The organism is Flavobacterium sp. TSSA_36 (assembly GCF_051547165.1).
In the GTDB taxonomy this organism is placed as follows: Bacteria; Bacteroidota; Bacteroidia; order Flavobacteriales; family Flavobacteriaceae; genus Flavobacterium.
In genome coordinates this window covers 30496-42765 of sequence record NZ_JBPTTP010000010.1, presented here as the reverse complement: position 1 = coordinate 42765, position 12270 = coordinate 30496, and the positions used below count along the sequence as shown (strand labels likewise).

General features: G+C 37.4%; 10 protein-coding genes. All 10 read left to right on the top strand.

Annotated features, from left to right (window positions below; all coding sequences use genetic code 11):
* Positions 1 to 922 precede the first annotated feature (922 nt).
* The 10 genes from rfbB to rfbF all read left to right on the top strand — a co-directional run bounded on the left by rfbB (position 923) and on the right by rfbF (position 12267).
* Positions 923 to 1969, top strand: a complete 1047-nt coding sequence (gene rfbB / locus ACSVH7_RS14615) for a dTDP-glucose 4,6-dehydratase (RefSeq protein ID WP_438067426.1) — start codon at positions 923 to 925, stop codon at positions 1967 to 1969.
* An 827-nt stretch (positions 1970 to 2796) separates the two neighbouring features.
* Positions 2797 to 3003, top strand: a complete 207-nt coding sequence (locus ACSVH7_RS14610; RefSeq protein ID WP_438067425.1) for a DUF2683 family protein — start codon at positions 2797 to 2799, stop codon at positions 3001 to 3003.
* 387 nt (positions 3004 to 3390) lie between these two features.
* On the top strand, positions 3391 to 4749 hold the full coding sequence (locus tag ACSVH7_RS14605; protein ID WP_438067424.1) for an RNA-binding domain-containing protein: 1359 nt from the start codon (positions 3391 to 3393) through the stop codon (positions 4747 to 4749).
* A gap of 1706 nt (positions 4750 to 6455) precedes the next feature.
* Positions 6456 to 6761 (top strand): RhuM family protein, encoded by a 306-nt coding sequence (gene rhuM, locus ACSVH7_RS14600; protein ID WP_438067423.1) that lies wholly within the window; start codon positions 6456 to 6458, stop codon positions 6759 to 6761.
* A gap of 201 nt (positions 6762 to 6962) precedes the next feature.
* The gene (locus ACSVH7_RS14595) at positions 6963 to 7382 is read left to right on the top strand and encodes an adenylyltransferase/cytidyltransferase family protein (protein ID WP_438067422.1); all 420 of its coding nucleotides are present in this window, start codon (positions 6963 to 6965) and stop codon (positions 7380 to 7382) included.
* Positions 7383 to 7390: 8 nt separating this feature from the next.
* Positions 7391 to 8398 (top strand): mannose-1-phosphate guanylyltransferase, encoded by a 1008-nt coding sequence (locus ACSVH7_RS14590; RefSeq protein WP_438067427.1) that lies wholly within the window; start codon positions 7391 to 7393, stop codon positions 8396 to 8398.
* A gap of 88 nt (positions 8399 to 8486) precedes the next feature.
* Positions 8487 to 9437, top strand: a complete 951-nt coding sequence (locus ACSVH7_RS14585; protein ID WP_438067421.1) for a GDP-L-fucose synthase family protein — start codon at positions 8487 to 8489, stop codon at positions 9435 to 9437.
* Between the two features lie 309 nt (positions 9438 to 9746).
* Positions 9747 to 10139, top strand: a complete 393-nt coding sequence (locus ACSVH7_RS14580) for a four helix bundle protein (protein WP_438067420.1) — start codon at positions 9747 to 9749, stop codon at positions 10137 to 10139.
* 103 nt (positions 10140 to 10242) lie between these two features.
* Positions 10243 to 11319: a GDP-mannose 4,6-dehydratase gene (gmd, locus tag ACSVH7_RS14575; RefSeq protein ID WP_438067419.1), complete on the top strand. Its 1077-nt coding sequence runs from the start codon at positions 10243 to 10245 to the stop codon at positions 11317 to 11319.
* A gap of 177 nt (positions 11320 to 11496) precedes the next feature.
* Positions 11497 to 12267, top strand: coding sequence for a glucose-1-phosphate cytidylyltransferase (gene rfbF / locus ACSVH7_RS14570; RefSeq protein ID WP_438067418.1), 771 nt, complete (start codon positions 11497 to 11499; stop codon positions 12265 to 12267).
* Positions 12268 to 12270: the final 3 nt, after the last annotated feature.

Sequence of the window (12270 nt, the reverse complement as noted above, 5' to 3'; positions counted from 1 at the left end):
AATTAATTTGAAAAGATTGTGGGGAGGGGTGACCGCAGATTCGCAGATTTTTTTTTGAAAAGAGGGGGTGATGGGACGCGGATGGAAGCGGATGAAGCGGATGGGCGCGGATTTTTTTATGGCCACGAATGCTCGAATTAATTTGAAAGGATGTTTAACCGCAAGGGGCGCAAAGGGTTACGCAAGGTTCGCGAAGTTTTTTTAAGGGGTGATCGCAGATTACTTCGTCAGTTCGCTATCGCTCGGGTCGCAAATTTTTTAAAAAGATTGTGTTTGAGGATGGCCACGAAGGCTCGAATTAATTTGAAAAGAGGGGGTGATGGGACGCGGATGGGCGCGGATGAAGCGGATGGGCGCGGATTTTTTTATGGCCACGAAGGCACGAATTAATTTGAAAGGATTGTGGGGAGGGGTGACCGCAGATTCGCAGATTTTTTTTGAGAAGAGGGTGTGATGGGACGCGGATGGAAGCGGATGAAGCGGATGGGCGCGGATTTTTTTATGGCCATGAATGCTCGAATTAATTTGAAAGGATGTTTAACCGCAAGGGGCGCAAAGGGTTACGCAAGGTTCGCGAAGTTTTTTTAAGGGGTGACCGCAGATTACTTCGTCAGTTCGCTATCGCTCGGGTCGCAAATTTTTTAAAAAGATTGTGTTTGAGGATGGCCACGAAGGCTCGAATTAATTTGAGAAGAGGGTGTGATGGGACGCGGATGGACGCGGATGAAGCGGATGGGCGCGGATTTTTTTATGGCCACGAAGGCACGAATTATTTTGAAAAGATGGTGGGAAGGATGGCCGCAGATTCGCAGATTTTTTGAAAAGATGGTGGGGGGATGGCCGGGAAGGCTTGAAAAAATGAATGATTTAACTAAGAAAATACATAAAGAATAAAATTTCTAAACCTAAAAATAGCTATAAAATGAAAAAAATATTGATTACTGGTGGCGCAGGATTTATTGGGTCGCACGTGGTGAGACGCTTTGTAACGAAGTATCCTGATTATCATATTTTTAATTTGGATGCCTTGACCTATGCAGGGAATCTCGAAAATATTAAAGACATTGAAAAGGCGCCGAATTATACTTTTGTGAAAGGAGATATTACGGATGAGGCTTTTATTAACGACTTGTTTGCTACGCATCAATTTGATGGGGTCTTGCATTTGGCGGCGGAATCGCATGTGGATCGCTCGATTACGGATCCGCTAGCGTTTGTGAAGACTAACGTTTTTGGGACCATGATTTTATTGAATGCCGCTAAAAATCTGTGGAAAGACAATTTTGAAGGGAAACGATTTTATCATATTTCTACTGATGAGGTGTACGGTACTCTGGGAGCTGAAGGCTTGTTTACTGAAACGACGCCTTACGATCCGAATTCTCCCTACTCGGCCTCCAAAGCAAGTTCAGATCACTTCGTACGTGCCTACGGGGAGACGTATGGTCTGCCTTATATATTGACTAATTGTTCGAACAATTACGGTCCCTTTCATTTTCCTGAAAAATTGATTCCCTTGTTTATCAATAATATTATCCATAACAAACCTTTGCCGGTGTATGGTGATGGTAATTATACGAGAGATTGGCTGTTCGTGAAAGATCACGCCGTAGCCATCGATTTGGTTTTCCATAAAGGTACTAACCACGAAACCTACAATATCGGAGGCTTCAACGAGTGGAAAAATATTGACTTAGTAAAAGTCTTATGCCGCATCATGGACGAAAAATTAGGACGCCCAGAAGGCAGTTCGCAACGTTTAATCACCTACGTGAAAGATCGCCCTGGACACGATTTGCGCTACGCCATAGATGCCACTAAAATTAATCAAGAATTGGGTTGGAGTCCTTCGGTTACTTTCGAAGAAGGCTTGGCACAAACCATCGATTGGTATTTGAGCAATCAAGAGTGGCTGAATAGCGTGACTTCAGGGGCGTATGCGTCGTATTATGAGGAGCAGTATAAGTGATTTAATAGAAAATAGAGAATAGACGGATAGATGATAGAGAATAGAAAATAGATGCTAGAACATAGAATCAAGATTAGTGTTCTTTAATTAGTGCTAGGGGGGCTACTGGGCAAGGGGAAACACGTGTTTTTTATTTGTAAGTAAAAATTTAGAATCAGGAGTAGATAGTCTTGCATCTAAAATCCCTACCTTAAATGACGTTGGGGGTGTGGGGCAATGTCATTAAGTTAAGAGATTTTAGATTGAAGATTAACGATTCTTGATTTTAGATTTGATTTTAGATTTGGAGCAAGTGAGTAAAAATTATATGATTTTCAGCATCTTGTATATCAGCAATCAAAAATCGTTAATCAAAAATTAGCAATCATTTTATCATTTAATCCTTAACTTAATGACATTGGGGGTGTGGGGTAATTTCATTGAGTTAAGAGATTTTAGATTGAAGATTAACGATTCTTGATTTTAGATTTGGAGCAAGTGAGTAAAAATTATTTGATTTTCAGCATTTTATACATCAGCAATCAAAAATCGTTAATCAAAAATCAGCAATCATTTTAGATTGAAGATTAACGATTCTTGATTTTAGATTTGGAGCCAGTGAGTAAAAATTATATGATTTTCAGCATCTTATACATCAGCAATCAAAAATCGTTAATCAAAAATCAGCAATCATTTTAGATTGAAGATTAACGATTCTTGATTTTAGATTGTGAGCAGCTCTTAGTGAAGAGTTAAAAAGGATATTTGTAAGTTTGTATTTCAAACCTTAGAGAAATTGTAATAGTTTGGTGTTTTAAATGCATTGTTTAACTAAAACCTATTGAATTATGGAAGCAGTACACATAAAAGTATATCCGAGTGACGAGGGTCAAATAGAAAATTTGAAAGCCGTGATGAAAGCTTTTAAAATTAAATTTAAAGTGGTGGAAGAAAAACCATACGACCCTGAATTTGTAAAAAAAATACTTAAATCTCGAGAGGATTCAAAACAAGGAAAATCGGTGTCTATTCCTTTAGAAGATTTATGGAAATAAAATACACCCCCAATGCTGTTTCAGATATACAGTATTGGAAGAAATCTGGAAATTTGGCCGTTTGTAATAAAATAACCCAATTGTTGGAAGGGGGTTACCGCGAAGACGCTAGGGCGCGAAAGATTTTGAGTTTAAAAGTTTAAGGGTTTAATCGTTTAAAGGTTTAAGCGTTTAAGGGTTTAATTGTTTAAAAGTTTAAGGTTGTTGGATTGTGGGGACAAGGGCAATGTCATTAAGGTAAGGGAAAATCCCAGATTTGATTGATGATGAGTGGATTTTTGGCAGGATTCTTAATGGTGTTAGGATTGATTGGTAAACGATTTTGAAGGAGTTGTCGGTTTATGCCTTTATATTTGGTCTTATGATATGAAATAGCATTCAAAAAAAATGATTACAGAAAATCAACATATAGAATTCAAATCCAGTTTTAATGAAACTGTGATAGAGACTTTGTGTGCCTTTGTGAATGCTAAGGGTGGGACGGTTTATGTAGGTTTAGATGATAAGGGGATACCAGTTCCTAATTTTTCACTCGGTAAGGAAACGATACAACATTGGATCAACGAAATAAAAAATAAAACGCAACCTAGTATCATTGCCGACATAGAGACGGTAACGATACAAGGAAAAGAAGTGGTTAGTATTAGGGTTAATGAATTTCCTGTAAAGCCAGCTTCTTTTAGAGGTCGATATTATAAAAGGATAAAAAACGCAAATCATCAACTTTCGGCAATAGAAATTACGAATCTGAGTTTGCAATCGTTACAACTTTCTTGGGACTCCTATCCTGCTCATGGCAAGAGTTTGGATGACCTTGATATCCATAAGGTCACTGCTTTTTTTGAAAAAGTAAGTGCTATGGGACGGTTCAATCTCGAAGGTACTTGGTTAGAAAAGCTTCAAAAACTAAAGTTAGTGAATGGCGATGTCGTTAGTAATGCTGCTTGGTTGTTGTTTTCTAAAGAAAGTACAGGGTATAATGTTCATCTTGGCAGGCTGAAAACCCCTTCGATGATTATTGATGACAAGATGCTCAATAGTACCTTGTTTGAGGTGGTTGAGGAGACCATGAGGTATATTATTGGGCAGATAAAAGTAGCCTTTGAGATCAAAGGAATGCCAACACAGCGTACGGAAATTTTCGAATATCCCTTGCCTGCTCTTAGAGAAATAGTACTAAACGCTATTATTCATCGAGATTATATGAGTCCGATTGATCTGCAGATTAAGCTATTCGATAATTATATCACCATTTATAATCCAGGTGGTCTTTATGGAAATTTGACCGTAGACCAGCTTAAAAATGATAATTACCAAGCAATAGCTCGAAATAAATTGATAGCCGAAGCATTTTATCTTACGGGTGACATAGAGAAATATGGTAGTGGTTTTGGTAGAATCCGTAAAGGAATCAAGGAATACCCTACTATGAAAATGGAGTTTGGAGAAGTTGCCAGCGGTTTTTTATGGACTGTTAGTTATACGAAACAGAGGGTGAGTTTGGCTGAGGATAATGTCTCAGAAAAGGTCACCGATAAGGTCACCGATAAGGTCACCGATAAGGTCACCGATAATCAATTTAAAATTATAACTCTTATAGAAAGTAATAACAGAATTACAACTAATGAGTTGGCTATTGCAATAGGTATATCACAACGAAAAATAAAGAATAATATACTTAAGCTAAAGGCGTCTGGTATTTTATCCCGTATAGGAACTCCTAAAAATGGTTATTGGCAATTGTGAATTGTGAATGGTGAATGGTAATTAGTAATTAGCCAAAAGCCAACAAGAAGTTTAATTGTTTAAAGGTTTAAGGGTATAAGGGTTTAATTGTTTAAGAGTTTAATCGTTTAAAAGTTTAATCGTTTAAGGGTTTAATCGTTTAAAGGTTTAAGCGTTTAAAGGTTTAATCGTTTAAGGGTTTAATTGTTTAAAAGTTTAATCGTTAAAAGGTTTAAGAGTTTAAGGTTGTTGGATTGAGGGGGAGAAGGGATGAAACTTTTTAGTAATTAGTAATCAGTCCTTAGCCAAAAGCTAATAGCCAACAGTCAAAAGCTAAAAGAGAGTGCCGAGATTAAATGTAACATATAAGTCATGGTAGTTTTTTATGCAGTGGGGTGGCTTTGAGCCAATTAAGGTGTTTAAGGGCATAGAAGGGGGAGTCGGGTGGCAGTTTCGTTTTCCTGAATCTAAAGGGAGGTGAACATTTTCCTCTCAAAATGAATATAAGACCTAATACATCATTCCCTCTCGGGGCAATGTTATTAAGTTAAGGAAAAAGCAATAATTTGATTGCTGATTTTTGATTAACGATTTTTGATTTTAGATGGGTAAGTCGCTGAAAACAAGTGATTTTTACTCTATTAGCACAAAAAACTAAAATCAAGAATTGTTGCTCTTCCCTCTAAAATTTCTTAATTTAATGAAATTGAGGGAGAGGTGCCTAGGTGAAGGGGGATTTTGTGCAGACAAGAAGAGGTGGATGGGGTCTTCTTCTTTTTTGTTTTGGAAACGCACGGATTGGGTCATGGTGGCTGTTTACTTGAGGATTAGGTCTTAGTGTGGAAAATTAGAAGCTCGTAAAGGTGTGAGGTGTTAGGAGTGGTGGTGGTGTAATAGATTTTTATAAGACTTTGGCATAGTATCGGGGATTTTGGGTAGTAATGAGGCGTTTTGTTGTGTTTTTGTTTTCGTAAAATGCATGTTCCTGGGTTTGCAGGACCGTAGAGTAAGAAGAAAACAGTAGTAAAAGGCCGTTTTGTGGTTTCTGAAATTTTTAAATTTTCAATAAATACGGTGTTTTGCAGTCTATTTTTTATCTTTTTGTCTTTTTTTAACAACTTATTTGTTGACCTACGAATTCTCTTATTTAAGTTTTAAATAATATGAGTATTCTTATTTTTTTGTGCTACTTTCGCAGGGAAATAGCAGGGTTGTAGGTTCCGAAATGGGAGTTACAGTGGCGAAGCCGTTGGAGGAGTTGAGGGTTTTTTGTTTTTTACCGCTAAGACGCAAGGGCGCGGAGGAGTTGGAGGGGTTAAAAGTTTAATGGTTTAAGGGTTTAAAGGTTTAAAGGTTTAAGGGTTTAAAGGTTTAAGGGTTTAAAGGTTTAAGAGTTTAAGGGTTTAAGAGTTTAAAGGTTTAATCGTTTAAGGTTGTTGGATTGTGGGGGAGAAGGCAATGTCGTTAAGTTAAGGAAAAAGACTCTCGATTTTGTCATTCCGACGCAGGAGGAAACACACAAGCTGTTCATATTATGTGATTGCTTCGCCAATTCGCTTCGCTCGTGTCTTCGTTCCCCAGAATGACAAAAAAAACGCTTAGCTGAATGATATTGGAGAGTATCCCTTAGTCAAAAGGCAAAAGGCAAAAGTCAAAAGTCAAAAGTCAAAAGTCAAAAGCAAAAGTCAATAGCTAAAACCCAACAACTAAATTATATCAGCGTTTCAATGAATACCAACGAAATTATTTTATATAAATCGGATAGGCTTTCCAGTCATATTGAGGTTAGGATTGAAGACGAGATGGTTTGGTTGAATCGACTTCAATTAGCTGATTTGTTTGGGCGTGACGTAAAAACAATTGGTAAGCATGTTGCTAACGCATTAAAAGAAGAACTTGATGGGATTCAAGTTGTCGCAAAATTTACGACAACTGCCAGTGATGGTAAAACGTACCAAGTTGAATACTATAATTTGGATATGATTATGTCTTTAGGGTATCGGGTTAAATCAAATAGAGGTTTAATTGTTTAAGGGGTTAAGAGTTTAATCGTTTAAGGTTGTTGGATTGTGGTTGACAAGGGGTGGAACTTATTAGTGAGTGGTGATTAGTAATTAGTAATTAGACCTTAGCCAACACCGAAAACCCAACAGCCAATAGCCAACACCCAGTTGAATTAAAAAATAAACGCCATCTACTTAATTCCCCCTTCGGGGGCTAGGGGGCTTAACAATATGAAAATAGGAATTACTTTTAGTGCTTTTGATTTATTGCACGCGGGACATATTAAAATGTTAGAAGAAGCCAAGCGACAATGTGACTATTTAATTGTAGGTTTGCAAACGGATCCTACTTTGGATCGACCTGATAAAAACCGACCGGTGCAAACGGTAGTGGAACGCTATATCCAATTGAAAGGCTGTAAATTCGTTGACGAGATTGTTCCTTACGCTACCGAACAGGATTTAGAGGATATTTTACGCTCTTTTAAAATTGACGTGCGTATTGTAGGCGACGAATACCGTGAACAAAATTTTACTGGAAGAATGTATTGTGAAGCGAAAGGGATTGAGTTGTATTTCAATACGAGAGATCATCGGTTTTCGAGTTCAGGATTACGCAAAGTGGTGGCTGCAAAAGAAAAAATAATTTAATAATGATTTTGAGTTGTACTAATACAATTACCCATGTGATTTTAACAGGGGGCGTGGGGAGTAGGTTGTGGCCGCTTTCGCGTAAAAGTCAACCGAAACAATATTTGGAACTTTTTGAGGGGAAGTCCTTATTTGAGATGACTGTTGCCCGCAATCGTGCACTAGCAGATGCGGTAGTGGTGGTTGGGAATACTGACAACTGCGAGTTGAGCCGCAAGATTTTAGAAAAAACGTCTACTTCCTATACCGATATCATTGAAGCTACGGCTAGGAATACCGCAGCAGCTATTGCCTTTGCTGCCTTTGCTGCGGCTCCTGATACTATATTAGTAGTAACACCCTCTGATCACATTATAGCAGAAGGCAAGGCGTATCAAGACGCTTTATCACAAGCTATTGCTACTGCTACGGCTGGGTATTTGGTGACTTTTGGCATCGTTCCCACTCATGCGGAAACTGGATACGGTTATATTGAACACCGTGAAGGGAATGTGCTTTCTTTTCGGGAGAAACCCGATCAGGAAACTGCCAAAGCCTTCCTTGCTCAAGGTGATTTTTTGTGGAATAGTGGTTTGTTTTGCTTTAAAGCAGGCGTGTTTTTAGACGAATTGCAACAACACGCTCCTGAGGTGTATCGTACCTCCAAAATAGCCTGGGAACAGGCGGTTGATGGGCGTTTGGATTTGGCGCTTTCTATGGCGATTCCTTCTATTAGTGTTGATTATGCTGTAATGGAACGCAGTAAAAAAATAAAAGTGGTGTCATCTCACTTTGAATGGTCTGATTTAGGGTCTTTTGAAGCGGTGTATGCTTATTTGAAAGCCCATGGACATCCGGTAGACTCGCAAGGGAATATGGTAATTGGGACTTCTACACATACCTCTTTTTTGGGGTTGCAAGACACTATTTTTGTCCATACGGCAACTGCTAATTTGATTTTGCAGAAGGCTGCTTCACAAGAGGTGAAACAGTTGTATGCGCAATTAGAAGAAGGACAATCGGATCTTTTGAATTAAGTATTAAGTATTAAGTATTAAGTATTAAGTATTAAGTATTAAGTATTAAGTATTAAGTATTAAGTATTAAGAATTAAGTATTGAGAAGATGAATAAAGATACTAAAATATATATAGCGGGTCATCGAGGAATGGTGGGTAGTGCTATTTGGAGGACGTTGACCGCTAACGGCTATACTAATTTACTGGGGGCGACAAGTTCGGAGTTAGATTTAAGAAATCAACAAGACGTTCAGGAGTTTTTTGCGAAAGCACAACCTGATGTGGTCATTGATGCTGCGGCTAAGGTAGGTGGGATTTTGGCAAATAACGATTATCCTTACCAGTTTATTATGGAGAATATGCAAATCCAGAACAACCTTATCGATACTGCATTACAAGCTGGTGTTGAAAAATTTATCTTTTTGGGTAGTTCTTGTATCTATCCTAAAATGGCACCACAGCCTTTAAAAGAGGATTATTTATTGACCGATTCTTTAGAGCCTACCAACGAGTGGTATGCCTTGGCCAAAATTACGGGTGTCAAAGCTTGTCAAGCCATACGAAAACAATTTGGTAAAGATTATGTGAGTTTAATGCCTACCAATTTATATGGCACGCATGACAATTTCGATTTAACCTCCTCTCACGTTTTGCCCGCCATGCTTCGTAAATTTCATGAAGCGAAACGTAACAATCATGCACCGGTCACCTTGTGGGGTAGTGGTACACCTATGCGAGAGTTTCTTTTTGTTGATGACATGGCTGCTGCGGTGGTTTTTGCCTTAGAAAATAAGCTTCCGGACTATTTATATAATGTAGGGACAGGAGAAGATTTAACGATCAAGCATTTAGCGGAAACCATTCAGAAGATCACAGGACATCAAGGAGAAATCCTTTGGGATAGTAGCAAACCCGATGGTACTCCCAGAAAATTGATGGATGTTTCTAAAATGCACCAATTAGGATGGCAACATCAAGTGTCCTTGGGGGTAGGGATACAATTAACTTACGACTGGTTTTTGGAAAACTTGAATGCGTTTAAGGAAGTGAAGTTGTAAGGTTAATGGTTTAATCGATTAATCGGTTATGGAAAAGATAATCGAGAGGAGAAGATTAATCGGTCAACTGTTTAAATGGTTAGGTAAAGAGATTGGGGACAGAAAGGTTATTGGTATTAATGATTAATCGGTTAGGGAAAAGATAATAGAGTGGTGAAGATTAATCGGTTAATTGATTAAATCGTTAGGGAAAGAAGTTGGGGTAGAGAAAGGTTAATTGTTTAAACGTTGAGGAAAGTTTAATTGTCTTACTAGTTAATAAATAAATATTGTTTAACTAATTAAACATTTAATAACAAGCTATACCATATGAAATATCATGTTTATTCTTTTGAAAAATTAGAAGTATATCAACTAGCTAGAAAATTCAAAAAAGAAATAAAAATGATGAGCCAGTTATTTCCGAAAGAAGAACGGTTTGAGTTAATTAGTCAAATCAACAGGGCGGCGGCTAGTATTGCTGCAAATTTAGCAGAAGGATCTGGAAGAGCTTCTAATTTTGATCAAGCTTATTTTACCAACATGTCCTATGCAACAGGATTAGAAACTATTGATCATTTGAATACTGCATTAGATATGAAGTATATAAATGAAGATAAATATACGGAAATCAGGATTAAACTTGATGCCATTTTAAATAAACTTAATGCTCTTTATAAGTTTCAAATTAATAATAAAAGCACACTAAAAGGTAAAGTTTAATCCTTTTGGAAAGTTCAATCGCTTAGGGAATTAGTAATAGGTTAGAGAACGATTAAGCACGTAACCCATTAACCCAATAAGCAGTTAACCAATTAAAAAAAACATGCAAAAAACAGCACTTATTACAGGAATCACAGGTCAAGATGGTTCTTATTTAGCCGAGTTGCTATTAGAAAAAGGGTATAGGGTTCACGGGGTGAAACGCCGCGCCTCCTCTTTTAATACACAGCGTATTGATCATTTGTACCAAGATCAGCATGAAGCCCATGTGAATTTTAAACTGCATTATGGTGATTTGACCGATTCTACGAATATAATAAGAATCATTCAGGAAGTGCAACCGGATGAAATCTATAACCTTGGAGCGATGTCGCATGTTAAAGTATCTTTTGATTCTCCAGAGTATGTAGCTAATGTAGATGGTATCGGTACTTTGAGAATCTTAGAGGCGGTACGTATTTTAGGATTGACCAATAAAACAAGAATTTATCAAGCTTCTACCTCTGAATTGTATGGAGGCTTGGCCGAAAATAAAAATGCTGCCGGATTTTATGATGAAAATTCCCCTTTCTACCCGCGTTCTCCCTATGGAGTGGCTAAAATATATGGTTTTTGGATTACCAAAAATTACCGTGAAGCCTATGGGATGTATGCCTGTAATGGGATTTTATTTAACCATGAATCGCCTAGAAGAGGGGAAACTTTCGTGACCCGTAAAATAACTATGGCTACTGCCGCTATAGCTTTAGGCAAACAAGAGTGTTTGTACTTAGGTAACTTAAATTCTCAGAGAGATTGGGGTCACGCCAAAGATTATGTGGAGGCGATGTGGCGTATTTTGCAGCAAGAGGTAGCAGAAGACTATGTCATTGCAACTGGCGTTACTACCTATATCCGTGATTTTGTTAGAATGGCCTTTGAAGAAATTGGAGTACAATTAGCTTTTGAAGGGGAGAATGAAAATGAAGTGGCTAGAATTGTAGCTTGTAACAATCCTTTGTATCAACTAGAAATTGGTAAAATAGTTGTTCGCGTAGACCCACAATACTATAGACCTACAGAAGTGGATTTGTTGATAGGAGATCCTTCTAAATCTAAAACAAAGTTGGGATGGCTACCAAAATATGATTTAGCTGCTATGGTGAAAGAGATGGTAGCAAGTGATTTAGAGATTTTTTAATAAAAAGTAGATTTAAGGGACTTAATTCTAGTGGTTATAATGTTTAATAAAAATTACGCGTTTTATAGAATTCGTTATATTCCAGTAAAAAAATATTTTTTAATAAATAATCTTGTATTGAAACCTTTTATGGTCTTCAGTAATATTTACTAATATCTAATTAAATTTGATATAAATATGAAAGTTGTAATATTAGCAGGAGGTCTTGGTACAAGACTGTCAGAAGAAACAGTTTTGAAGCCAAAGCCAATGGTAGAAATCGGAGGGATGCCTATTCTTTGGCATATTATGAAGATTTATTCATCATATGGGTACAATGACTTTGTGGTGTGTCTAGGCTATAAAGGCTATGTTGTAAAGGAGTATTTTGCAAACTATTTTCTACATAAATCAGATGTCACTATAGATTTAAAAAACAATTCTGTTAAAGTTCATGACACGCAAGCTGAGCCATGGAATATAACTCTAGTAGATACTGGAGTAAATTCTATGACTGGTGGACGAATTAAGAGAATCCAAAAGCATATCGGAAACGAACCTTTTTTGCTTACGTACGGAGATGGTGTCTCTGATGTTAATATTGAAAGCTTAGTCGAAAAACATAAAAATAGCGGAAAATATTGCACAGTGACCTCAGTTCAACCATCAGGAAGATTTGGTGCCTTGGAGTTTGGTGAAAATGATCAAGTTAACTCTTTTTTAGAAAAACCAAAGGGAGATGGCGCTTGGATAAATGGAGGTTTCTTTGTTTGTCAGCCAGAGGTTTTTGACTATATAGATGGAGATGATACTATTTTTGAAAAGAAACCAATGGAACAATTAGCAAAAGATGGACAGATGATTGGTTATCGTCATCATGGTTTTTGGAAGCCAATGGATACATTAAGAGATAAAGTAGAACTCGAAGAGAGTTGGGCTTTAAATAAAGCAGCTTGGAAAACGTGGTAAATT